The following is a 23763-nucleotide window of genomic DNA, read 5'->3' on the forward strand; positions in this document are numbered from 1 at the left end:
GGAAACACCATATGAAGATTGGCTTCATTGGACTGGGTAATATGGGCGGACCGATGGCCGCAAATCTGGCCGCCGCCGGACACGAGGTGCGCGGTTTTGACCTGGACGCGCCGATGCCCGAGGGCGTGCAGGCCGCCGATTCAGCCGCCGATGCCGCAACAGGGGCCGAGGTCGTCATTTCCATGCTGCCCAACGGCAAGATCCTGCGCAGCGTCGCGGATGAGGTGATCCCGGCCATGGCGGCGGGTGCGGTGCTGTGCGATTGCTCCACAGTCGATGTGGAAAGCGCGCGCGCAGTCGCCGCTCAGGCGCATGATGCGGGATTGGGCGCGCTGGACGCGCCGGTTTCTGGCGGCGTGGGCGGCGCGACAAACGGCACGCTGACCTTCATGGTGGGCGGCGACGATGCGGCCTTTGCCACCGCCGCGCCGCTGTTTGATATCATGGGCCAGAAGGCCGTGCATTGCGGCGCGGCGGGTGCGGGCCAGTCGGCCAAGATCTGCAACAACATGATCCTTGGCGTCACCATGATCGCCACCTGCGAGGCGTTTGCGCTGGCGGACAAGCTGAACCTTGACCGGCAGAAAATGTTCGATGTGGTGTCCACGTCGTCGGGTTATTCATGGTCGATGAACGCCTATTGCCCCGCACCGGGCGTTGGCCCGACCAGCCCTGCCGATAACGATTACAAACCCGGTTTTGCATCCGAATTGATGCTGAAGGATCTGCGCCTGAGCCAGCAAGCCGCCGAAGCGGTCGGCGCCGACACGCCGATGGGCGAGCAGGCGATGGAGATCTACCGAACCTTTGTCGAGAACGAGTCTGGACTTGGCACAGACTTTTCGGCAATGCTCCCTCGGTTTGAAAAACGCTCACGGTCCTGATTTCTGACGCGGCGCAGCTATGGAGACACGAATGAACGAGAAAACAGCAGAAACGATTTCGCAAATGATGAAATCAGCGACGCAGTCCCACCCGCTATTCGCCGGCTTTGACGCAACCAAAGCCGAGGAAATGCGGGAAATCCTCGTGAAATCAATGCAGACCATGGTTGCGCCGAAGCCCGAAGAAATGGGCGAATGGTTTCAAAGCTGGATCGACTATCAAAGTGAATTCACCAAACTCTGGCTCACGACCCTCTCCAACATGCAAAAGGGCGAGGTCGAGCCAAGCAAGGACCGCCGGTTCAGCGCCGAGGAGTGGACCAAGGGCCTGTACCCCTTCCTGCATCAATCCTACGAGCTGACAGCCAAGGCCATGATCGACATGGCCGAAAAGATGGGCTTGCCGGACCACGAACAGCGCAAGCTCAATTTCTACACCCGGGTCACTGCGGACGGGCTTTCGCCGTCGAACTATGCGCTGACCAATCCCGAAGTTCTGAAGCTGGCGATGGAGACGAACGGGCAAAGTCTGGTTGACGGGTTTCAAAACCTGCTGGCGGATCTGGAAAAGGGTTACATCACCACGACGGACGAATCCGCGTTTACCGTTGGCGAAAATCTGGCCAACACACCGGGCGCAGTTATTTTCCGCAATGACCTGATCGAATTGCTGCAATACACGCCGACCACCGAAAAAGTGCGCGCAAATCCGATTATGATCGTGCCGCCTTGCGTGAATAAATTCTATATTTTCGACATCAACGAAAAGAAATCCATGATCCGCTATCTGGTGGAGCAGGGACATACTGTGTTCACTATTTCGTGGCGCAATCCGGATGCGAAAATGGCGCAATATGATTGGAATGACTACATTGAAAAGGGCATTCTGGCCGCGCTGGATGTCACAGCCGAAATCAGCAAATCGGATAAAATTGATATGCTGTCATGGTGCAATGCCAGTGCGATGATGCTGGCGGCCTTGGCGGTGATGCCCGATAAACAGAAAAAGCTGGTCGGCACCGCCACTTTCCTGTCAGCGATGGCCGATTTCACAGATCCCGGCGAAATTGAAGTCTTTGTCGATGCGCCGCAAATTGAAGCGTACAAGCACCGCCTGAAATCGACCAAGGTCGCCACGGGCCGCGATATCGCGCAGGCCATGGCGATGCTGCATGTGAACGAATCGATCTGGGGGTTTGTGATCAACAACTACCTCAAGGGGAAATCTCCACCACCTTTCGATATTCTGTTCTGGAATTCCGATACCTCGAACCTGCCGGCCAAGTGGCTGGAATACTACACAGAGGAAATGTACGTCGCCAACAAGCTGAAAGACCCCGGCGCGCTGACATTGCTGGACCAGCCGGTTGATATCGGAAAGATTGATGTGCCGTGTTATTTCGTTGCTGCCACCGGCGATCATATCGTTCCGTGGAAGGCATCATTTGACGCGCTGCACCGCGTTTCCGGCGACAGCGAATTCATTCTGACGTCCGGCGGCCACGTGTCGGGAATGGTTATCAATCATCCTCACAAAAGCCGCCGCTATTATCTGTCGGGCGGAAAGCCGGTCAATGATGGCGATGAATGGGCCGCGTCGGCCACGCGCACCGAGGGAAGCTGGTGGCCCCATTGGCTGAAATGGCTGGAGACGCAAAACAGTGCCGAAGAACGCGCCGCGCCGCGCGAGTTGGGCAATAAGAAATATCCCGAACTGGCGCCTGCGCCGGGAACATATGTAACGGAAAAGGTGTCGCAAAGCGGCTGATGCTGCATAGGCATATTTAACGCAACGAACTGCGGGCGCTTGAAGGAATGGAAAAGAACATGAAACATGAAAAACTGTCTATTCCTGAAAGCGGCTTTCGCTACATCAAAGTCGGCGGGGTAAAGCTGCGGGTTTATGGGCGCGATCTGGACCGGTCGGAAATGCCGCTCGTTATCTGCAACGGTCTGGGGCAAGGCGTCGAAATGCTGTTCCCCTTGATGGACGAGCTGGAAGACCGTCCGATCATTGCCTTTGACGCTGCCGGTGTCGGCCGGTCGGATGTGCCGCAAACAGGCACGACGATCCCCGATCACGCGCAGATGTTGCAAGGGGTGCTGGACCGGCTGGGCATCGAACGCTTTGATATATTGGGCATTTCATGGGGCGGCGCACTTGCGCAGCAAATGGCGCTGGAGTGCCCCGAACGGTGCAGGCGACTGGTGCTGGCAATCACGTCGGCGGGCGGCATTGGCAGCTGGTGGGGATCGCCGATCGCGCTGGCCGAAATCATCTTTCCATGGCGTTACGTGAACAAGGAATACGGTAACTTTATCGGTCCCCTGATGTATGGCGGCGAGGCAATCATGCATCCCGAATTGTTCCAGCAATATTCGGAGCACGCCATCCGTCCGACCTACGAAGGGTATTCCGCCCAAGTGAATGCAATGTGTTCGTGGAGCAGCCTGCCCTGGCTGTCGCAGATAAAACAGCCAACGCAAGTCATTGCCGGAGCTTATGACACGCTGATCCCCATCGGAAATCAGATATTGCTGTCCAGCTTGATTCCGCAGGCAAGGCTGACGGTTTTTCAGGCGGGGCATCTGTTGATGTATTCGAAACGCGAAGAAGTTGGCGAATTGGTTACAGACTTTCTGGATACCGGACGCAAGTAACACTGTAATTCCAACTCAGGAGGGAATGAAAATGCCTGAAACAATCACAACCGAACAGCAGGGCCGCGTTGTTATCGTCCGCCTAAATCGCCCCAAGAACATGAACGCGCTGAATAGCCAGATGGCGCGGGAAATTATCGAAACACTGGCGCCGCTGGACCGTGATCCGGGCGTCGGTTGCTTTGTGCTGACAGGAAATGAGCGCGCCTTTGCGGCGGGTGCCGACATCAAGGAAATGGCCGACAAGACCTATACCGAAATGGCCGATTCCGATTTCTTTGGCGAATGGGAAACCTTTGCGAATTTTCGCACACCGAAAATTGCGGCGGTCAACGGATACGCACTGGGCGGTGGCTGCGAATTGGCGATGATGTGCGACTACATTATCGCCGGGGAGGGCGCGCAGTTTGGCCAGCCCGAAATCAAGCTGGGCGTTATTGCGGGCATCGGCGGTACGCAGCGCATGACAAAATTGATCGGGCGCGCCAAGTCGATGCAGATGCATTTGACCGGCCGCATGATGAAAGCGGACGAGGCGCTGGCTTGCGGTCTGGTGGCTCAAGTCGTTGCTGACGCTGACGTCGTGGAAACAGCGATCAGCGATGCGACGCAAATTGCCGACTATTCCAAATCGGTGGCGCGTCATGCCCGCGAGGCGGTGAACCGCGCCGAGGAACTTTCGCTGAGCGAGGGGTTGCTGTGGGAGCGGCGCGTATTCCACTCGCTGTTCGCAACGGAGGATCAAAAAGAAGGCATGGCCGCATTTATTGAAAAGCGGGCGCCTGAATTCAAACGCTAGGATATTTTGGAATCTGGTGTCATAATATTTCGGTGCCAGCGGATAAGATGACCAAAATCGCGGCGCTAACGAGATAAAAGGGAGGGACAACCTTGGACGCGTATAAAAAGGAAATAAAATCCACAATCGGTTTTGGCCTTGGCTTTGTTTTGCTGGGACATACCGGATTGTGGTTCATCATTCTGGGGACTGACAACAGCTCCAGAATACTTGGCCTGCCGACGCATTACTTCATCGCGCTCATTCTGGGATCGCTTGGCGTTTTGATCTGGTCGATCATCTGGTGCCGCTATGCCAACCGGCTGGAGGACGATATCGAGGCTGAAAATGCCAAGATTTCCGCCAGCGCGGCGGCAAGCGCCAAGCAACCGGGCTCCATGGCCGGCGCAACCACACCCGGAGGGGCGTCCAAATGACACCTGCTGACTGGCAAATTCAAAATATCTGGCTCGGCCTTGGGATCACCTTTGCCGTTTTTGGCCTCTATTACATCGTCGCCCTGATCAACAACAAAAAGACCGAAAACGCGACGGATCTGTATCTGGCGGGGCGGTCTGTCGGCCCGGTGATCAACTCGCTGGCCGCGTCATCGACATGGATGAGCGTTGCGACCTTCCTGGGCGTTGTCGCGCTGATCCAGCAGTTGCACCTGCCGTTCGTGTTCATGTGGATTCAGCTGATCCTCAGCGTTCCGCTGCTGGTGATGCTGTATGGTGCATCGCTGTATCGGATGGGCGTTTTCACGTCGGTTCACTTTGTTCAGGTGCGCTATGGCCGGAACACGGCATTTTTGGCGGCCGCGTGGATGCTGCTGATCATGCTGATGTACATGGTCGGTCAGTTCATCGGCATCGCCAAGGTGTTCGAGGTGCTGCTGGGCCTGCCCTACATGCCGTCGCTGATCCTGTCGGCGCTGGTGATCACCGGTTATGTCACCATTGGCGGCATGAAGGGGGCAACGTATAACGACGCCATCCAGATGGTGATCATGATGATCGCGCTGGTCGTGCCGCTGGGTGCGATCCTCAAGGCGATGGGCGTATCGGGCTATTGGTTCCCGCCGCTGGGCTATGGCGACATGACCGATACGCTGCTGGCGCAGATCCCGACGTTTTTCGATCTGAAATACGAGGCGCGGTTCTACGTGGCGCTGTTCGTATCGCTGACCATCGGCACATTGGGCCTGCCGCAGCTTGCGCAGCGGGTTCTGACATCGGAAAGCATCAAGGCCGCGCGCCGTGTCGTGCCATGGTTCTGCCTGTGGGTGGGCGTCATGTTTCTGGCGACCTACGCAATGGGTTTCGCGGGCGTTTACCACTTCGCCCTGATCGACACCGAGCTGACACCGGAAGCCGCGGACAAGACGACGCTGCTGCTGAACCTTGCCTATAACCCCGAATGGGTGTCGGCATTTGTTATTGCCGGTGTTCTGGCGGCGGGCGTGTCCACCATCGCGGGCCTGATGATCGGCGTTGCGACCGTGGTTGGCCACGACATCGTCGGCGTGCTGAAGCCGCATCTGCCCGAGAAAAGCCAGCTGCGTTACGGCTACTTCGCGCTTGCCGGAACGGGCATCGTGTCCCTTCTGGTGTCGCTCAACCCGCCTGCCTTCTTGGTCACGTCGATCTTCTGGGCGTTCGGTCTGTGCGCGACGGCCATCACACCGATGGTTGTGCTGGGCGTGTGGTCAACCCGCATCAACACGTGGGGCGCGTTCTGGGGCAGCATCCTGTCGGGTGCGCTTTATATCCTGCTGTCGCCCTATGTGTTCGGTAACTTTTCGGTCGGATCGGGTCTGGTGGCTGCTCTCGGCTTCTCAACCTCGCTGATTTCGGTGCCGGTCGGGTTTATCCTGACGATCGTGATTTCGCTGGCGGCTGAAAAGATGAAGTCCGGCGAAGCAGCGGATGAGCGCCGTATCGCGCAGGAAACCGTCGAGGGGATGCACGGCTGGGTCGATGTCACGCGCCAGCGCTATGACAGCAGCCAGTGGCTGATGATCCTTGCGGCACTGTGGGTTCCGATCCTGCTGTGGGGTATGGTGCCTTGGCAGTAGGAGTGATGAGGTTCTCCTCATTTCGGCTGCCTGCCCTTATGGGCATGCCAATAGCGGGGCTCCTGTGGAGCCTCGCGACCCTTTATGCCAAGTCTGACCTTGTTGCGTCCCTGGACGTGCCGCCCATGCAGGCGTTTCTGGCCATATCGGTTGGCGGCCTGGCGCTGACCTTTTCGCTGTGGGTCGGATTTGCCGCCGTCGGCTGGGCGATGGTGCGCGCCTTTGGCGGGCGCATCCGCGTTCTGGTGCTGACCACCCTGATTTCCAGTGCGGCGCTGCCTTTGTGGGTCGGCGCGCCGGCGGCGGCGCTTTGGCTGAATGGGGCAGGTCAAAACGCGCTGCTTTGGGCGGTGATTGCGCTGCTGAGTGTCGCATTGTTTCTGCAAACGCTCGCCAGCCTTTTGGCGGCCGAGCTGAGCTGGCCGCTGACACGCGCCATGACCTGCGTGGGCGCCGTCGCGATTTTTCTGGGCTGCTTTGCCTATCTGTCAACCTGAACACACTCCTGCGGAGGGATAATCATGGCGATAAAAGCAATCGTTTTCGATGCCTACGGTACACTTTACGATGTCCAATCCCTGTCGCAGATCACCAATGCCGAATTCCCGCGTCATGGCGAATTGATCACGCAGGTCTGGCGCCTGAAACAGCTGGAATACACGTGGCTGCGCACATTGATGCAAAGCTATCAAAGCTTCTGGGACATCTCGCGCGACTCGCTTGAGTTTACCTTGAACGCCATAGGGCAGACCGCCAGCCCGGCGCAGATCGACCGGATCATGGAAAAATACCTGAACCTTGATCCCTATCCCGAGGCGATAGATGCGCTGACCGCGCTGAAGGGCGTCCCGCTGGCGATCCTGTCAAATGGCAATCAAACCATGCTGGATGCGTTGGTGCAAAACAGCGGTTTGGACAAACATCTGGATGCGGTGATCAGCGTCGAAAAGGCCCGTAAATTCAAGCCGGACCCGGACGCTTACGGGCTGGTGGAATCTGCCCTGAACGTGCGTCCCGCGGACGTGCTGTTTGTGTCGTCAAACGCGTTTGATGCGACAGCGGCCAAGGATTTCGGGTTTCAGGTGGCGTGGATCGAACGCGTCACGCCGCAGGATCTGGCGGCCGAGGTTGAGGCAAATCCGGTGACCGGACCGGGTACGATGTTCAAAATACTTCGCATGCAGATGGAGACATTCGACATAGAGCCGGACCACCGCCTGAAAACACTGTCAGACCTCGCGGCACTGACATAGCGCGGCGGGCGCCGCCAAGGCCGCCTGCAATCGCCCGAGCAGATTACACGATCAAGGGACCAAGCCCATGGATATCAAAGACAAAACCTTCATCATCACCGGCAGCGGGTCGGGCCTGGGATCGGCCACCGCGCGCCGCATCGTCGCGGCTGGCGGGCGCGTCATGCTGGCGGACCTGAACGCCGAAAGCGGCGCAGCCCTGGCCGATGAACTGGGACCGCAGGCCGCCTTTGCCAAGGTGGATGTCTGCGACGAGGCCAGCGCCGAGGGGGCCATTGCCGCCTGCGGTGACACCTTTGGCGACCTGCACGGGCTGGTAAACTGCGCCGGTGTCGCGCCGTCGGAAAAGGTGGTCGGGCGCAAGGGCGCGCATCAACTGGACAGCTTCACCCGCACCATTCAGATCAACCTGATCGGCACGTTCAACATGCTGCGCCTTGCCGCAGCCGCGATGATGAACACGCAGCCCGATGAAAACGGCGAACGCGGCGTGATCGTGAACACCGCCTCCATCGCCGCCTTTGACGGCCAGATCGCGCAGGCGGCTTATGCGGCGTCCAAGGGCGGCGTGGTGTCCATGACCTTGCCGATTGCGCGCGAACTGGCGCGCAGCGGGATCCGCGTCATGACCATCGCGCCCGGTATTTTTGAAACGCCCATGATGGCCGCCATGCCCGAGGAGGTCCAGACATCCCTGGGCCAGAGCGTGCCGTTCCCGCAGCGGATGGGCCGCCCGGATGAATTTGCCGGGCTGGTCGCACATATCATCGAAAACTCCTATCTGAACGGCGAGATCATTCGCCTCGATGGGGCCATTCGCATGGCGGCCAAGTAACCGCCGCGCAAACGCAAAGGACACCGACATGACCAAATCCGCTGATCCAATCGTGATCGTCAGCGCCGCCCGCACGCCTTTGGGCGGGTTTCAGGGCGCCTTCTCCAGCCTGACCGCACCGCAGCTGGGCGCGGCCGCCCTGCGCGCCGCAACCGAACGGTCGACACTCAATCCCGCCGATATTCAGGAGGTCAACATGGGCTGCGTCCTGCCCGCCGGTCTGGGGCAGGCGCCCGCGCGGCAGGCGTCGCTGGGGGCGGGGCTGCCGCTGTCCACCGGCTGCACGACCGTCAACAAGATGTGCGGATCGGGCATGAAGGCCGTCATGCTGGCGCATGATTCCATTCTGGCAGGCAGCGCCGATATCATGGCCGCCGGCGGCATGGAAAGCATGACAAACGCGCCTTACATGCTGGACCGGGCGCGCGCGGGCTACCGCATGGGACATGGCCGGACGCTGGACCATATGTTCATGGACGGGCTTGAGGATGCCTATGACAAGGGCAGGCTGATGGGCACCTTTGCCGAGGATTGCGCGCAAAGCTATGGCTTCAACCGCGAGGAGCAGGACGCGTTTGCCATCGAATCGCTGAGCCGCGCACAGCAGTCCATCGCGCAGGGGCTGGCAGATGATGAAACGGTCACTGTCACCGTGAAAACCCGCAAGGGCGAGGTTGAGGTCCGACATGACGAGCAGCCCGGTCAGGCGGATGTGGCAAAAATCCCCAAGCTGAAGCCCGCATTCAGCGCCGATGGCACGGTCACGGCTGCCAACTCCAGCTCGATCTCGGACGGGGCGGCGGCGCTGGTGCTGATGCGCCGGTCCGAGGCGGACAGGCGCGGCCTTCAGCCGCTGGCCGTGATCTGCGGCCACTCCACCTATGGGCACGAGCCGAACCTGTTCCCGACCGCCCCGGTTGACGCCACCCGCCAGTTGCTGGCCAAAGTCGGCTGGAGCGCGGGCGACGTTGATCTGTATGAATTCAACGAGGCGTTCGCCGTCGTCGCCATGGCCGCAATGCGCGATCTGGATCTGCCCCATGACAAGGTGAACGTGCGCGGCGGGGCCTGCGCGCTGGGCCATCCTATCGGCGCATCGGGCGCGCGCATCCTTGTCACGCTGCTGTCTGCGATGAAGGAACGTCAGGCAAAACGCGGGCTTGCGGCGATTTGCCTTGGCGGCGGCGAGGCGACCGCGATGGCGCTTGAACTGGTCTGATCTTGTATCGATGCGCGGCACGATGATTTATCGTGCCGCGCCTGTACTGCCCTTTTCACATTGCACGGGTCCGCCGGGCGTCTTTTCAGGTTAGGATACTCCGACAAGATGCGGTTGGGGGGCTTATGGACAAGGCGCTGAACTGGGATTTGCTGCGGTCCTTTCTGACCGTCGCGCGCACCGGCAAGCTGACAAAGGCGGCGCGCGCCCTCAAAATTGACCACTCGACGCTCAGCCGCCGGGTAAAGCAGCTGGAGCGTGAACTGGACACGCATTTGTTTACCCGCAGCCTGACCGGATACGAATTGACCAAACAGGGCGAGAAGCTGCTGGAACAGGTCGAAAAGATGGAATCGACCGTCTTTGGCATCAATCAGGAGTTTTCCGACGAAAAATCCAGCGTGTCGGGAACGGTCAGGATCGGTGCGCCCGACGGGTTTGGAACCGCCTTTCTGGCGCCGCGTATCGGGCTGCTGCTGAATGCGCATCCCAACCTAGAGGTTGAAATTGTCGCCGCATCCCGCCGCTTCAGCCTGTCCAAGCGCGAGGCGGATATCGGCATCGGGCTGTTTCAGCCCACCCTCGACCGTCACAATGCCGTCAAGCTGACAGATTACGAATTGGGCCTGTACATCTCGCGCCAGCATCAGGAGAAGTTCGCGGATCTCAGGACGGTGCGGGATCTGCCCCGTTTTCCGTTTATCAGCTATATTGACGATCTTATTTTCACACCGGAATTGGATTATCTCAGCTCGGTCTCCAAGGATATCGTTCCGCAAATCCGCAGCTCTAACCTGCTGGCGCAGATGCGGGCGACCATTTCGGGGGCGGGTGTATGCGTGTTGCCGTGTTTTCTGGCCAATGAGCGGCCCGATCTGGTCCGCGTTTTGCCAGACGACGTGAAAATAATGCGCACCTTCTGGATGGTCACCCATTCAGACACGCAGCAATTGTTTCGCGTCCGCGCGGCGGCTGCATTCATTGCGGCCCAGGCGCGAACGTCCTCTGATTTTTTCACTCCACGATAGGGAACGTGCGGTGATTCACCGTTTCAGGCGCCGGGATACCACGCGCCAAATTTTGCCGCGATTCCGTCAGGCAGGGCCGCTGCAAATTCGGCCGGATCCTGCGTGCCGCCGTCGCGCCCGCGATAATGATAGGGATAGACATAGGTCGGGGCGAATTCTGCAACGGCGGATGCGGCGGCGTCGGATTCCATGGTGAAGGGCAGATTCATACAGACAAACGCAAGGTCGATATCTTGCAACGCCCGCATTTCCGGCGTGTCTTCGGTATCGCCCGAGACATAAATGCGAAAATCGCCATGCGTTATGACATAGCCATTGTCGCGTCCTTTGGGGTGAAATTTCAGCCGCTCTTCGGTAATGTTGTAGGCGGGAATCGCCTCGATCTCATAGGCACCGCGCGTGGTTGCATCGCCGTTCGCCATAGAGGTGGACCGCGCGGCCAGATCATCGGGCAGCATGTCCATCACCGCAGGGTTCACCACCAGATGCGCATCCGGGCTTAGCGCGATCAATGCCTGAATTGTATCCAGGTCGAAATGATCGCCATGCTCATGCGTGATCAGGATCGTTGTGGGCATGCCCACCTGCTCAATCCTATCCACATGACCCACCGGATCGACGGCAATCAAACCTGCCGTGCTGTCGATAAGAAAACTTGCATGATCAATCGGATAGATGGACACGTCGCCGCCGGGGCTGTCGAATGTCTGATGCTCCAGCCGGGCGGCGTAGGCGGCGAATGGCAGCACGGTGATCGCGGCGCCGGCACTGGTCAAAAATGTTCTGCGGGTCTGCATCGGCATCTCCTGAATTGGGGCGGCAACTGGTTTTCATCTTCGGGCCGGGCTGAATGACAGCGCCGCGCCACCCGGTAATGGTAGGGGCGCGGCGCGCTGCGTCAAACGCGCGCATTTCCGGCGGCACCGGGCAGGCAGTCACTTTCGCCCGGCAAACCGGGTGTGATATGGTCGGCCCATGCCCGCATTTTGCCGAGATTGCCTGAGCGCCAACGAGCCTGACCAGCGCCGCTGTGCAGTCTGCGGGCGGCCGCGCGTTCTGTCCCATCCCGAGCTGTTCGATCTGGGTATCGCGCATATGGATTGCGACGCGTTTTACGCCAGCGTGGAAAAGCGCGACAACCCCGCGCTGGAGGGCAAGCCGGTGATCATCGGCGGCGGGCGGCGCGGCGTGGTGTCTACCGCCTGCTACGTGGCGCGCATTCGCGGCGTGCGTTCGGCCATGCCGATGTTTCAGGCGCTGAAACTGTGCCCCGATGCGGTCGTCATCAAGCCCCGGATGGAGGTTTATGCCGCCGTATCACGCCAGATCCGCGCCATGATGGAGGATCTGACCCCCGCGATCGAGCCGCTGTCGCTGGACGAGGCGTTCATGGATCTGCGCGGCACCGCCCGCCTGCACGGCGCGCCGCCCGCAATCATGCTGGCGCGGCTGGTGCAAAGGATGCGGGACGAGCTGGGCGTGACCGGCTCCATCGGGCTGAGCCATAACAAGTTTCTGGCGAAAATCGCGTCGGATCTGGACAAACCGCGCGGCTTTTCCGTGATCGGCGCCGCCGAGACGCCCGAATTTCTGCGGGATAAGCCGGTGCGCCTGATATGGGGCGTCGGGCAGGCGGCGCAGATATCGCTGGAGGCGGCGGGGATTCGCACGTTTTCCGATCTGCTGCGTTGGGACCGGACGGACCTGCACGCGCGGTTCGGCGCCATGGGCGACAGGCTGTGGCATCTGGCGCGCGGGCACGATCATCGGCGCGTGGACGCGCGCGCGCCGGTCAAATCCATCTCGAACGAGACGACGTTCAACACCGATACCGGCGATCTGGATATTCTGGACGGCCATATCTGGCGGCTGGCCGAAAAGGTGTCGGGCCGGGCCAAGGCGCGCGATCTGGCGGGGCGGGTTGTAACGCTGAAGCTCAAGCGCAGCAATCACACCAGCCTGACCCGCCGCCAATCCCTGCGCGATGCCAGCCAGATGGCCGATACCATCTACCGCACCGCCCGCGCGCTGATGGATGGTGCGGCGGGCGAGGCGCCGTTTCGCCTGATCGGGGTGGGCCTGTCGGATCTGGTGCCGGACAGCGCGGCGGATCTGTCCGGCGATCTGCTGGACCCCGGCGCCGCCCGGCGCAGCGGGGCCGAGCGCGCCAGCGACGAAATCCGCCGCCGCTTTGGCGATGCGGCCATCCTCAAGGGGCGCGCGCTGCGATAGCGGCTATTCTGCGGCCAGCGGCATCGCGGCGGCGCGCCCGATATCGGTTATGTCCGCAATAACGCCTGCCAAAAGCGCCTGAAACGCGCCAAAGCCGGGCGCGGGGCGCACCGCCTTTTCGTCCATATACAGCGCGCGGTCGATTTCGATCTGAACCGCATGGCGGCCCCGCGCCGGGCGCCCGTAAGCCTGCGCGATATAGGCGCCGGCAAACGGCGTGTTGCGCGCCACCACCAGCCCGGCGGCGGTAAATGCCGCCTCGATCCGGTCGGTCACATCGCCCGACGCCGATGCGCCGAAACGGGTGCCCAGCACCACATCGGGACGCCGCGCGCCGGGGCGCACGGTGCCGTCCATCGCCTCGTGCGGCATGGAATGGCAGTCGATCAGGATCGCGCGCCCGAACATGCGGTGCGCAATGTCCATCTGTGCGGCCAGCGCGGCGTGATAGGGCCTCCAGACTGCTTCGATCCGGGCCTGCGCCTCGGCAGGGGCTAGTTTGCCACGGTAAATCGCCCGCCCGCCCGCCACAACGCGCGGGATGACGCCCAGACCGGCAGCGACGCGGGGGTTGTGCCCGGCATGGCGCACCCCTTCGATCAGGGCCGGGTCCAGCTCATCCGCGTTGCGATTCAGATCGACAAAGGCGCGCGGCGCCCCGGCCAGCAGCAAGGGCGCGCCGTGCTGCGGCGCCGCCGCAAACAGCAGATCCACAAAGGCATCCTCAGAGCTGCGCAGCGTCAGCGCATCCAGTTCGGAGGCGCGTAAAAACCAGTCGGAATAGTTGCGCGCACTGTGCGGCGAGGCAAAAACGCAGCAGGTATCATGCCGGTCCGGCGCGTGCAGATGAAAGGCGGCGTTGTGCATGATATCTCCGGCTTGGGCAGGTTTATGATAGTCCGAAGTTTTCATTATGCAAAAGCCCTTGATCCCCCGCGCGACTCCTTTTATAGACCTGCGGACCGGCGTTTGCTTTTGCGCCCCTTTCGTACGGGGGGCAATGGGGCATGGCGCAGGTATTCATGGGTGATTAGCTCAGTGGTAGAGCACTTCGTTGACATCGAAGGGGTCACAAGTTCGAACCTTGTATCGCCCACCATGAATTCACTGGCGCCGGTTTCGGCGCCGCCCGCAACCTCAGGCGCTGGCCCGCGCCACGATAGATCAGGAGATGAACGATGAAGGTTCGCAACTCGCTCCGCTCGCTCAAGAACCGGCACCGGGATTGCCGTATCGTGCGCCGCAAAGGCCGCGTTTACGTCATCAACAAGACCCAAGGCCGCTTCAAGGCCCGTCAGGGCTAAGCTGGCAACAATTCCTTAGGGAATTGGCAGTATCAAAACCCCGTCTCATCCGAGGCGGGGTTTTTCGCATGTCTGTTCGCATGACGGGCAGGCTATTGCCTGCGGGCGCCGATGCGGATTATCTGGCGCACATGCAGCAGGGGGCAGGATATGCAGGCGCAAAACATCGTTGTCGTCGGGGCCGGTATTTGCGGGCTGTCCGCCGCGATCTGGCTGCGCCGCGCTGGCCATACCGTGACGCTGATCGACAGGGACGGGCCGGGCGCCGGCGCGTCCTATGGTAATGCAGGGCTGCTGGCGGAATGGGCCGTGGTGCCGGTCAGCGAGCCGGGGATTGCGTGGACGGGCCTGAAATACCTGGTGTCGCGCGATGCGCCGCTGTCGCTGCAATGGTCGCAACTGCCGCGGCTGGCGCCATGGCTGGCGCAGTTCCTGCGCAATTCGACCGATACGCGCACGCGCCGGATTTCTAGCGCGCTGTCGCATCTGCTGCACGATAGCGTCGATCAGCATCGCGCGCTGACGCGCGGCACGCGGGCCGAGCGGTGCATCGCCTCCAGCGATATCGGCTGGGCCTACCCGAATCGCGCGGCCTATCATGCTGATGCCTATTCATGGGAATTGCGGCGCATTGCCGGCTACACCCCCGAGGTGAATGATGGCCCCGAAGTGCAGGAAATCGAGCCGATGCTTGGCCCGGCCACCACCTGCCTTGTGCGCCTGAAGGGCCACGGGCACATCACCAATCCGGGCGCCTACATGGCCGATCTGGCCCGCGTGTTGGAGGATGAGGGCGGCACCGTGCGACGCGCCGAAATGCGCGATGTGACCATGGTGGATGGCCGCATTACGCAGGTTTTGACAGACGAACGCCCGCTTCCCTGCGACACGGCCGTTCTGGCGGCGGGCATCTGGTCCGAGCCGCTGGCGCGTAAACTGGGTGTGCGCGTGCCGCTGGTGGCCGAGCGGGGGTTTCATCTGGAATTTCAGAACCCGTCGCAGATGCCGACCATGCCGATGATGATGACCAGCGGTAAATTTGCGGTCAATCCGATGCAGCTGGGCCTGCGCTGCGCCGGCATGGTCGAACTGGGCGGCACGTCCGAAAAAATGTCGCGCGGGCCGCTGAACCTGCTGGCGCGTAACGTGGCGCGGGTGTTTCCCGATCTGCGCTATGACAGCGTTGAGGAGTGGATGGGTTACCGCCCTTCAACCCCGGACAGCCTGCCGCTGATCGGGGAAATGGGCGCCAGCGGCGTGTTCGCGGCGTTCGGTCATCAGCATATCGGCCTGACCGGCGGCCCCAAGACGGGGCGCTGGGTGGCGGATATGATCGACGGGCGCGGCAATGCCGAGCTGCACACATTTGACGCCAACCGCTTTGGTTGAAGCCGCGGCGTGCCGGACATCGTGGGCCGGCACGCCGCGATGGCTTAGCCCAGCAGCTCGCGCAGCCGCGTCATCCGCGCCTCGATCTGCTTTTTAAGAAAATCATTGGTCAGGGCGCCGTTTTCGTCAAATTCGTTCTGCGCCGCCGCGACCAGAATCAGCGGACCATGCACGACGTGGACCTGTAGCTGCGTCAGGATGGAATGAGTCATGAAGTGCCCGGTTTCCCCGCCACTGCGGCCACCGGCGGCGGACAGAATCACGGCAACCTTGTCCTTGAATACAGGCGGCCGCGCGCGGCTGATCCAGTCAATCGCGTTTTTCAGAACGCCGGAAATGCCCTTGTTATATTCGGGCGCACCGATAATCAGCGCATCGGCGCGCACCACCTGATCTATCAGCGTCTGAACGGATGCCGGCATTCCCTCATCCTCGACATCACCGTCATAAAGCGGCAGGTTCAGATCGCCCGTCATCACGTCGGCATCGCCAAAGGCGCGCACGGCCTCGGCAATCAACATGCGGTTGTAGGAGCCTTTGCGCAAAGACCCCGACATGGTGAGAAGAACAGGTTTGCCCATCAAATATTCCTTTTTGGTTCATGTCGGCCCTTATCTGCACCGCTTTGCGTGAAAAGCAAGCAGGTCGCGCAAGGTGCCCGACCAGAAAAAACCCCGGCGCGCCTGTGTGGGCGTCCGGGGCAGGTGGCCGTTTCCGGCAGTCAGGCAGTCAGGTGTATCGCGGGGCTACCACTCGGTCGGCCCTTTGTCCGCGAAGGCATTTACCAAAAAATCAATGAAGGCGCGCACCTTGGGCTGGGTAAACCGGCCCGGCGGGTAAACCGCATAGATGCCTTGGGTTTCAACCGGCAGATCGGGGATGACATCCTCGACCAGACCCTTGGCCATGGCGCCGGCATAGAGAAAACTGGGCAGATAGGCGATTCCCAGCCCCGAAATCGCGGCGTTCAGCAGGGATTGGCCGTCGTTGACGGACAGCCCGCCAGCCGTGCGCACCTGACGTTTTTCGCCGGAGGGCGCGGTCAGTTTCCACACAGAACCGCCCGCCTGGCTGGAGTAATGCAGCAGCTTATGCTCGTTTAGATCGTCGATCTTGGTCGGGCGCCCATATTTGGCGATGTAGCCGGGCGCGGCAATCATCCGCTTGGTCGTTTCGGTCAGTTTTCGGGCGCGCAGGGTGCTGTCCTCCAGCTCTCCGATGCGGATGGCCATGTCGAACCCTTCCGAGATCAGCTCGACGTAGCGGTTATTCAGAACCATGTTCACGGTTATTTCAGGAAATTCGTCCAGAAAGGTGCCCAAGACGGGGCTGAGGTGATTCACCCCGAAATCCGTGGCGACGCTGATCCGCAGCAAACCCGACGGGTCCGACTGCATGGAACTGACCAGCGCGTCAGCCTCGCCCGCGTCGTTCAGCACGCGCAGGGCGCGGTCGTAATAGGCCAGCCCGATTTCCGTCGGGCTGACACGCCGCGTTGTGCGGTTCAGCAGACGCGCGCCCAGCCGCGCCTCAAGCGAGGAGACATGTTTGGACACCGCCGATTTCGAGATGCCCAGCTTGCGCGCCGCATCTGTAAAGCCGCCCTGATCCACAACGGTGGCAAAGGCTTCCATTTCTGTCAGGCGATCCATGCGAAGGCATCCTTCCGGCTATTTCTTGGCCTTCGGGTATGCGGAGCAATTCAGGCACAATAGCGGCGGAGGCCTGACAATCTCGGGGTATTGCCGGGGATCGTTCGCGGCATGGAAACGCGGAAACCCCTGTTTCCGCCGCCCGCCGCAGCCGTGGATCAAAATAAACTGCCCTGCTCTGGTTTCTTTGGCGCGGGTTTGGGCTTGGGCGATTTTTGCTCAGCGGCGCCGATGTCCAGCCGTCCATCGGCAAACTCGATCTCCAGCGCGGTGGCTTTCTTCGCCGCCTTCGCGGTGGTGACCAACGCGCCATCGGCGCGCACCACGGCATATCCGCGCTCCAGCGTGGCCTTGTATCCCAGCGTCTCGCGCAGGCGGTCCAGCGCGTCGATGCGTTGGCGCCAGGCGATGGTTTGCCGCTGCGCCGCCGCCGACAGACGTTGCGCGCTGCGGTCCAGATCGGCGCGGCGCGCGGTGATGCCATCGTCCGGCGCACGGGCGATCAGGCGGGCGGACAGCCCCTCCAGCCGCTTCGCATCGTCGCGCGTGCGGCGCAGCAGCGCACCGCCCAGCCGCTCGGACGCCGCAGTCAACCGGCGGCTGTCGCTGTCGATCATGCGCCGCAGCACGCCGGGGCGCAGGGCGCCGCCGGATTCGGACAAGGCGACACGGCGCAGTTGCACGCCCCGGATCAGCGCGGCAGGCAGGCGGTCGCCCCAGACGTCCAGCCGCTGGCGCGGAGTGTCCAGCAGCGCCTCGACCCGTGGCAGGGCGCGCGACAGATCGCGCAGCCGTTGGCCGCGCTGCGTGACCCCGGTGGTCAGCGCGTGGATCAGTCGCCCCTCTTGCCCGTCCAGCCATGTCAGCAGTTCCATCCGCACCGGCACGGCCAGTTCGGCGGCGGCGGTGGGGGTGGGTGCGCGTTTGTCCGAGGCGTAGTCGATCAGGGTGGTATCGGTCTCATGCCCGACGGCGGAAATCAGGGGAATGTCGCTGGCCGCTGCCGCGCGCACCACCGATTCCTCGTTGAAGCCCCAGAGATCCTCGATCGAGCCGCCGCCGCGCGCGACGATGATCAGATCGGGCCGGGGCAGCGCGCCGCCCGGCGTCATGGCGTTGAAGCCCTCGATGGCGCGTGTCACTTCGGGCGCGCAGCGTTCGCCCTGAACGGCGACAGGCCAGATCAGCACCTTGCGCGGGAAACGGTCGCGCAGGCGGTGCAAGATATCGCGGATCACCGCGCCCGAGGGCGAGGTGACGACACCGATGATTTCAGGCAGATAGGGCAGGGGCCGCTTCCGATCTGAGGCAAACAGCCCTTCGGCGGCCAGCGCCGCCTTGCGTTTTTCCAGCATCGCCATCAGCGCCCCGGCGCCGGCCGGTTTGATATCCTCGATCACAATCTGATAGCGGGACTGGCCGGGGAATGTGGTCAGGCGGCCGGTTGCGACCACCTCCATCCCTTCCTCGGGCATGACGGGCAGGCGGCCTGCAACGCCCTTCCAGATGATGCCGTTGATGACGGCGCGATCATCCTTGAGGTCCAGATAGATATGGCCCGATTTGGGGCGGGAGACGCGGCCGATTTCGCCGCGCACGCGCACATGGCCAAACTCGCCCTCGATCATGCGCTTGATCGCGCCCGACAAGTCCGAGACGGAAAATTCGGGCGCGTTATCGCCGGGGTGGGGATCATCAATCAGGTCAGACATGCCCCATCAATGCCCCATCCCGGCGCGCTTGAAAAGATGCGCTATGCGTCGCGGGCCGTATGCTTACCCTCGGCGATTTCCTCGATCAGCTTGGCACTGAAGGCGGGCAGGTCATCGGGGTTGCGGCTGGTGACCAGCCCAAGATCTGTGACAACTTCCTTGTCGTGCCAGTTGGCGCCTGCATTCTCCACATCCTTGCGGATCGAGTGATACGAGGTCATGTCGCGCCCCTTTGCGATGTCCGCCTCGATCAGCAGCCACGGGGCGTGGCAAATAGCGCCGATGGGCTTTTTGGCATCCCAGAATGCCCGCACGAATGCGACGGCATCGGGATTTGCGCGCAGAATGTCGGGGTTCATCTGGCCGCCGGGCAAAACCAGCGCATCGTAATCCGCCGATTTCACCGCATCCAGATTGTGATCGACCTTGACGATCTGGCCCCAGTCACCGCCGTCCCAGCCGCGGATCTCGCCGCCCTCGGGCGCGATGACGTGAACGGTGGCGCCCGCGTCCTCCAGCGCCTTTTGCGGGTGCTCCAGCTCGGACTGCTCGAAACCGTGGGTTGCCAGAATTGCGATTTTACGTCCTGAAATATCAGCCATTGTGTTTTCCTTCATCTGTTGATGATACCTGACCACATAACGCTTGCCGTGCGGCGATGTTCCATGCGGCGCGCTTGCCTGCGCGAAGCCTTGCGCATAATGAAGGGCGCGAAGTGCAGACAGCAGGAGAGCGGCATGAATATCTTGATCCTTGGCAGTGGCGGGCGCGAACACAGCCTTGCATGGGCCGTGCTGCAAAACCCCAAATGCGACCGGCTGATCGTGGCGCCGGGCAATGCCGGGATCGCGGACATTGCCGAATGTGCGACCGGGCTGGACATCATGAACCCCGGTGCGGTGGTTACATTCGCCGAACAGGAGGCGATTGACTTCGTCATCATCGGCCCCGAGGCGCCGCTTGCCGCCGGCGTGGCCGAGCGTTTGCGCGAGGCGGGCGTTCTGACCTTTGGCCCATCCATGGCCGCGGCGCAGCTGGAGGCGTCCAAGCACTTTACCAAGGAAGTTTGCGACGCCTGCAACGCGCCGACCGCCGCCTACGGCCATTTCACCAACGCCGCTGCCGCACGGGATTATGTCACCGCCCAAGGCGCGCCGATTGTGATCAAGGCGGATGGGCTGGCCGCCGGCAAGGGCGTCATCATTGCCGAAACGATCCCGCAGGCGCATGACGCCATTGACGACATGTTCGGCGGTGCCTTTGGCGGTGCCGGCGCCGAGGTGGTGATCGAGGAATTCATGCAGGGCGAGGAGGCATCGCTGTTCGTTCTCTGCGACGGGGAAAACATCCTGTCCATCGGCACAGCGCAGGATCACAAGCGGGTGGGCGAGGGCGACAACGGCCCCAATACCGGCGGCATGGGCGCCTATTCGCCCGCCCCCGTCGTCACGCCCGAAATCGAGGCGCGCGCGATGGACGAAATCGTGCGCCCGACGATTGCGGAAATGGCCCGGCGCGGGACGCCGTTTCAGGGAATCCTTTACGCTGGGCTGATGATCGAAGACGGCCAGCCGCGGCTGGTGGAATATAACGTGCGCTTTGGCGATCCCGAAGCGCAGGTATTGATGATGCGCCTTGGCGCGCAGGCGCTGGACCTGATGCACGCCGCCGCCGAGGGGCGGCTGGACCAGACCGGCGTGACCTGGGCCGAGGATCATGCGCTGTGCGTGGTCATGGCCGCAGACGGATATCCGGGCGATTATGCCAAGGGCAGCGTGATCGGCGGGCTGGACGATTGCCCGGCTGACAGCTTTCACATGGTGTTTCATGCCGGGACGGCCAAAAAGGATGGGAAGATTACCGCGGCAGGCGGGCGCGTTCTGGGCGTGACGGCGCGCGGCGCCAGCCTGCGCGAGGCGGCGGATCGCGCTTACGGCATGGTGGACCGGATCGACTGGCCCCAAGGGTTCTGCCGCCGCGATATCGGCTGGCGCGCCCTGTGATCATTCGGGACAAACCGGGGCTGCTGCAACTGCTGTTTTCAGTGCGCGGCTCGGTCTTGCCCCGGATCCTGCCACGGATTGCGTTCGTCACATCCTTTGCCATCGGACTGGTCTGGATTGATCAGACCTATCTGCTGCTGCCGCATACCAACGCCGCGCCGTTTGCGGTGTTCGGCATTGCGCTGTCGCTGTTCCTGGGCTTTCGCAACAACGCCGCGCATGACCGGTGGTGGGAGGGGCGCAAACTGTGGGGTCAACTGATCGCCGACATGCGGGCGCTGTCGCGCGAGGTTGAGATTTTCCTGCCCGAGGCTGCCGATCGTCGCCGCGTTCTGACGCTTGCGCTGGGGTTCATTCATGCGCACCGGCTGAACCTGCGGAGGTTACCGTCGAAATCCGCACCGCTGAACTGGCTGAGCGCCGAGGATCTGGCCACGCCGCACCCGCCCTGCACCAAGTTGAACCAGATGACCGAGCTGGTGGCCCGTGCCGCGCCCGATGGCTTTGCCCGCCGCGCCCTGGCTGAGCGTTTGGCCGCGATCACCCGTGCGCAGGCGGGGTGCGAGCGGATTGCGACAACGCCGCTGCCATATGTGTATTCGCTGCTGATTTTTCGCACCACATATCTGTATTGCGGCCTGATTCCGTTCGGGTTGATTGAAACGGCTGGCTGGCTGACGCCGGTGTTCGTGGCGATCATGGCTTACATTTTCTTTGGCCTTGCCGAAGTGACCGAGGAATTGGCCCACCCGTTCGGCGAGACGGTGAATGGCCTGCCGCTGGACGCGATGTGCCGCACGATTGAAATCAGTCTGGCACCGCACATGGGCATGGCGCCGCCCGAACCGATGAAGGCAGACCGGTTCTATCTGAGCTGAAATGCAAAAGGGCGCGGCGCCGCGCGCCACGCCCCTGAAATTGCGCAGGTGCGAAAATCAGATCTGCTTTTCCGGCATCTGCACCACCAGCCCGTCCAGCGCATCGGTCACCTTCAACTGGCAGGTCAGGCGCGAGCGGGCAGGGTCAGGCTCATACGCGAAATCCAGCATATCCTCTTCCATGTCGTCCTTGGCGGGCAGCTTTTCGATCCATTCGGGGTCAACATAGACATGGCAGGTCGAGCAGGCGCAGGCGCCGCCGCAATCGGCCTCGATCCCCGGAATGTTATTGTCGCGCGCGCCTTCCATGACGGTCAGGCCGGTCGGAACCTCGACCTCGTGCTTGGTCCCGTTATGCTCGATATAGGTGATCTTGGCCATGATCGCAGTCCCCCGTTTCTGGCGTTTCAGGTGTGTTAGCGGGCCAAACGGTGCCAAACCAGCCAAATCTGGCCAAGGCGGGGAAAAGAGTTGCGAATCGCGCCCGGCGTTCTATCTTTGTTCGCATGAAGGATTTCGTCTATGCACGCCCCCGCCACCCCGATGACTGGCCGCGCCCGCCCAGTGCAATCATCGCCGAAAGGCTGCATCTGCCGCCCACCGGCGTGCGGGTGACGGTGGCGGGGCTGGTGATTTTGCGCCAGCGGCCCGGCACCGCCAACGGGACGATTTTCCTGACGCTTGAGGATGAAACCGGCGTCGTCAATGTGATCGTCTGGCGCAAGATGTATGAACGGTTCCGCCGCGCGGTGATTGCCGGGCGGCTGCTGCGCGTGACGGGGCGGGTGCAGCGCGACAATAACGTGGTGCATATATTGGCCGAGGAGATCGAGGATATATCGCCCCTGCTGGATGAATTGCTGCGTCTTGAGAATGGTTAATGCGTTAGACCGGCCTGAGCGTCACTTCTCAAACAACCGCGCCGCGTCGAAAATACTGTCCAGCCGTTCGTAACGGTCGCGCGTTTCGGGCCAGTTCGCCTCCTGCGTGGCGGCGATCAGCGCCTCCAGCAGCATCATGGTTGAGGTGTTGCTGTCCCATGCCGACGGGATCTGCGTCCAGCAATGGAACGTGTGCCGCGCATGGGCGGCGGCGGGGCTGGCCCATTGATCGGTGATCAGGATCACGGCAACGCCGCGTTCGGTGGCCAGCTGCGCAAGGCGCAGCAGGTTCGTCTCGTACCGGCGCATGTCGAACAGCAGCAGGACATCGCCCTCGCTCATGTCCAGAACGTAATGCGGCCATGTGGCCGAGCTGGAGGTCATGTGGGTGATCCGCCGCCGCACCGCCTGAAAATGGGTAAAGGCATAATCGGCCAGCGCCCGGCTGATGCGCCCGCCCACCACGTATAGCCGCCGGTCCGTATCGGCCAGCAGCTGCGTTGCGGCGTCGAACTGCGCGCTGTCCAGATTGGCCAGCGTCTGCTGGATATTGTCGCCGACGGCAGTGGCAAAGCGGTTCAGCAGATGCGATTCAGGCACCTCGCTGGCCCATTGATCGCGGCGCTGGGTGGGGCCGGATGCCTTGGCCTCCAGCTCGGCCAGCAGGGCCTGCTGGAACTGCGGATAGCCCTTGAAACCCAGCTTTTGCACCAACCGCGCCAGCGTCGGCGTGGACACCTCGGCGTTGGCCGCCGCGATGGTGATCGAGGCAAGGCCGGCGGCCGGGTAATTGTCCAGCAAGGCTTGGGCGAATTTACGTTCGGAGGCTGTCAGCGCGCCGTAATGAGCGCGGATCGCCTCGCGCACGGTGCGCCCGGCGGACGGGCCGGCGGATGGGGAGGTCTGGCTCATGGCAGTTTCTCCGAAATAGCTTTGAGAAGATATTGACAGAAAATGGACAACGTGGAAACATCTTT

Annotated in this window: 25 protein-coding genes and 1 tRNA gene; 18 read left to right on the forward strand and 8 right to left on the reverse strand. The window is 61.8% G+C overall.

Annotated elements, in window-relative coordinates:
- Positions 1 to 11: 11 nt before the first annotated feature.
- The 11 genes from mmsB to DQ230_RS02800 all read left to right on the forward strand — a co-directional run bounded on the left by mmsB (position 12) and on the right by DQ230_RS02800 (position 10735).
- Complete coding sequence (mmsB, locus tag DQ230_RS02750; RefSeq protein WP_113910976.1) at positions 12 to 884, forward strand: 3-hydroxyisobutyrate dehydrogenase; 873 nt, start codon at positions 12 to 14, stop codon at positions 882 to 884.
- A 31-nt stretch (positions 885 to 915) separates the two neighbouring features.
- Complete coding sequence (locus DQ230_RS02755; RefSeq protein ID WP_162497345.1) at positions 916 to 2652, forward strand: PHA/PHB synthase family protein; 1737 nt, start codon at positions 916 to 918, stop codon at positions 2650 to 2652.
- A 59-nt stretch (positions 2653 to 2711) separates the two neighbouring features.
- Positions 2712 to 3545, forward strand: a complete 834-nt coding sequence (locus tag DQ230_RS02760) for an alpha/beta fold hydrolase (protein WP_162497346.1) — start codon at positions 2712 to 2714, stop codon at positions 3543 to 3545.
- Positions 3546 to 3576: 31 nt separating this feature from the next.
- Positions 3577 to 4344, forward strand: a complete 768-nt coding sequence (locus DQ230_RS02765; protein WP_113911148.1) for an enoyl-CoA hydratase-related protein — start codon at positions 3577 to 3579, stop codon at positions 4342 to 4344.
- A gap of 92 nt (positions 4345 to 4436) precedes the next feature.
- Positions 4437 to 4760, forward strand: coding sequence for a hypothetical protein (locus DQ230_RS02770; protein WP_113910979.1), 324 nt, complete (start codon positions 4437 to 4439; stop codon positions 4758 to 4760).
- Positions 4757 to 6400 carry a sodium:solute symporter family transporter gene (locus DQ230_RS02775; protein WP_113910980.1) on the forward strand — a complete coding sequence of 548 codons (1644 nt, stop codon included), beginning with the start codon at positions 4757 to 4759 and terminating at the stop codon, positions 6398 to 6400. Before DQ230_RS02770 ends, DQ230_RS02775 begins: the two co-directional genes overlap by 4 nt.
- Before the next feature lie 38 nt (positions 6401 to 6438).
- Positions 6439 to 6897: a hypothetical protein gene (locus DQ230_RS02780; protein WP_162497347.1), complete on the forward strand. Its 459-nt coding sequence runs from the start codon at positions 6439 to 6441 to the stop codon at positions 6895 to 6897.
- A 24-nt stretch (positions 6898 to 6921) separates the two neighbouring features.
- Positions 6922 to 7653 (forward strand): haloacid dehalogenase type II, encoded by a 732-nt coding sequence (locus DQ230_RS02785; RefSeq protein WP_113910982.1) that lies wholly within the window; start codon positions 6922 to 6924, stop codon positions 7651 to 7653.
- Between the two features lie 67 nt (positions 7654 to 7720).
- Entirely contained in the window at positions 7721 to 8488 is a 768-nt protein-coding gene (locus DQ230_RS02790) for a 3-hydroxyacyl-CoA dehydrogenase (RefSeq protein WP_113910983.1), read from the forward strand.
- Positions 8489 to 8516: 28 nt separating this feature from the next.
- On the forward strand, positions 8517 to 9707 hold the full coding sequence (locus DQ230_RS02795; protein ID WP_113910984.1) for an acetyl-CoA C-acyltransferase: 1191 nt from the start codon (positions 8517 to 8519) through the stop codon (positions 9705 to 9707).
- Between the two features lie 125 nt (positions 9708 to 9832).
- Complete coding sequence (locus DQ230_RS02800) at positions 9833 to 10735, forward strand: LysR family transcriptional regulator (RefSeq protein WP_113910985.1); 903 nt, start codon at positions 9833 to 9835, stop codon at positions 10733 to 10735.
- 23 nt (positions 10736 to 10758) lie between these two features.
- On the opposite strand, the gene DQ230_RS02805 is transcribed toward DQ230_RS02800, so the two are convergent.
- On the reverse strand, positions 10759 to 11532 hold the full coding sequence (locus DQ230_RS02805) for an MBL fold metallo-hydrolase (protein WP_113910986.1): 774 nt from the start codon (positions 11530 to 11532) through the stop codon (positions 10759 to 10761).
- Positions 11533 to 11710: 178 nt separating this feature from the next.
- Here DQ230_RS02805 and DQ230_RS02810 point away from each other — a divergent pair, with 178 nt between their 5' ends.
- On the forward strand, positions 11711 to 12967 hold the full coding sequence (locus tag DQ230_RS02810; RefSeq protein WP_113910987.1) for a DNA polymerase IV: 1257 nt from the start codon (positions 11711 to 11713) through the stop codon (positions 12965 to 12967).
- Positions 12968 to 12970: 3 nt separating this feature from the next.
- Here the strand turns inward: DQ230_RS02810 and DQ230_RS02815 are convergent, their stop codons facing one another.
- Positions 12971 to 13834, reverse strand: a complete 864-nt coding sequence (locus DQ230_RS02815) for an N-formylglutamate amidohydrolase (protein ID WP_113911149.1) — start codon at positions 13832 to 13834, stop codon at positions 12971 to 12973.
- A gap of 157 nt (positions 13835 to 13991) precedes the next feature.
- Between DQ230_RS02815 and DQ230_RS02820 the strand changes: the two genes are divergently transcribed.
- From DQ230_RS02820 to DQ230_RS02830, 3 genes are all read left to right on the forward strand, one after another.
- Positions 13992 to 14066: transfer RNA gene (locus DQ230_RS02820), tRNA-Val, on the forward strand.
- A gap of 79 nt (positions 14067 to 14145) precedes the next feature.
- Positions 14146 to 14271, forward strand: coding sequence for a type B 50S ribosomal protein L36 (gene ykgO / locus DQ230_RS02825; protein WP_113910988.1), 126 nt, complete (start codon positions 14146 to 14148; stop codon positions 14269 to 14271).
- Positions 14272 to 14421: 150 nt separating this feature from the next.
- Positions 14422 to 15660 (forward strand): NAD(P)/FAD-dependent oxidoreductase, encoded by a 1239-nt coding sequence (locus DQ230_RS02830; protein ID WP_113910989.1) that lies wholly within the window; start codon positions 14422 to 14424, stop codon positions 15658 to 15660.
- Positions 15661 to 15704: 44 nt separating this feature from the next.
- On the opposite strand, the gene DQ230_RS02835 is transcribed toward DQ230_RS02830, so the two are convergent.
- The 4 genes from DQ230_RS02835 to DQ230_RS02850 form a co-directional block, all read right to left on the reverse strand.
- Complete coding sequence (locus DQ230_RS02835) at positions 15705 to 16241, reverse strand: NADPH-dependent FMN reductase (RefSeq protein ID WP_113910990.1); 537 nt, start codon at positions 16239 to 16241, stop codon at positions 15705 to 15707.
- Positions 16242 to 16406: 165 nt separating this feature from the next.
- Positions 16407 to 17312 carry a LysR family transcriptional regulator gene (locus DQ230_RS02840; protein ID WP_113910991.1) on the reverse strand — a complete coding sequence of 302 codons (906 nt, stop codon included), beginning with the start codon at positions 17310 to 17312 and terminating at the stop codon, positions 16407 to 16409.
- 158 nt (positions 17313 to 17470) lie between these two features.
- Positions 17471 to 19024 carry an exodeoxyribonuclease VII large subunit gene (gene xseA / locus DQ230_RS02845; protein ID WP_113910992.1) on the reverse strand — a complete coding sequence of 518 codons (1554 nt, stop codon included), beginning with the start codon at positions 19022 to 19024 and terminating at the stop codon, positions 17471 to 17473.
- A gap of 41 nt (positions 19025 to 19065) precedes the next feature.
- Positions 19066 to 19626 (reverse strand): type 1 glutamine amidotransferase domain-containing protein, encoded by a 561-nt coding sequence (locus tag DQ230_RS02850; RefSeq protein ID WP_113911150.1) that lies wholly within the window; start codon positions 19624 to 19626, stop codon positions 19066 to 19068.
- Between the two features lie 135 nt (positions 19627 to 19761).
- Between DQ230_RS02850 and purD the strand changes: the two genes are divergently transcribed.
- Together purD and DQ230_RS02860 are read left to right on the forward strand one after the other, a co-directional pair.
- Positions 19762 to 21027, forward strand: a complete 1266-nt coding sequence (gene purD, locus DQ230_RS02855) for a phosphoribosylamine--glycine ligase (protein WP_113910993.1) — start codon at positions 19762 to 19764, stop codon at positions 21025 to 21027.
- Positions 21024 to 21905: a bestrophin family protein gene (locus DQ230_RS02860; RefSeq protein ID WP_113910994.1), complete on the forward strand. Its 882-nt coding sequence runs from the start codon at positions 21024 to 21026 to the stop codon at positions 21903 to 21905. Before purD ends, DQ230_RS02860 begins: the two co-directional genes overlap by 4 nt.
- A 57-nt stretch (positions 21906 to 21962) precedes the next feature.
- On the opposite strand, the gene DQ230_RS02865 is transcribed toward DQ230_RS02860, so the two are convergent.
- Entirely contained in the window at positions 21963 to 22286 is a 324-nt protein-coding gene (locus tag DQ230_RS02865) for a 2Fe-2S iron-sulfur cluster-binding protein (RefSeq protein ID WP_113910995.1), read from the reverse strand.
- Positions 22287 to 22411: 125 nt separating this feature from the next.
- Between DQ230_RS02865 and DQ230_RS02870 the strand changes: the two genes are divergently transcribed.
- The gene (locus DQ230_RS02870; RefSeq protein WP_113910996.1) at positions 22412 to 22786 is read left to right on the forward strand and encodes an OB-fold nucleic acid binding domain-containing protein; all 375 of its coding nucleotides are present in this window, start codon (positions 22412 to 22414) and stop codon (positions 22784 to 22786) included.
- 21 nt (positions 22787 to 22807) lie between these two features.
- On the opposite strand, the gene DQ230_RS02875 is transcribed toward DQ230_RS02870, so the two are convergent.
- A complete protein-coding gene (locus DQ230_RS02875; protein WP_113910997.1) occupies positions 22808 to 23698 on the reverse strand; it encodes a MurR/RpiR family transcriptional regulator in 891 nt (296 codons plus the stop codon).
- Between the last annotated feature and the right edge of the window lie 65 nt (positions 23699 to 23763).

The organism is Roseovarius dicentrarchi (genome assembly GCF_003316635.1).
Classification (GTDB): Bacteria; Pseudomonadota; Alphaproteobacteria; order Rhodobacterales; family Rhodobacteraceae; genus Roseovarius; species Roseovarius dicentrarchi.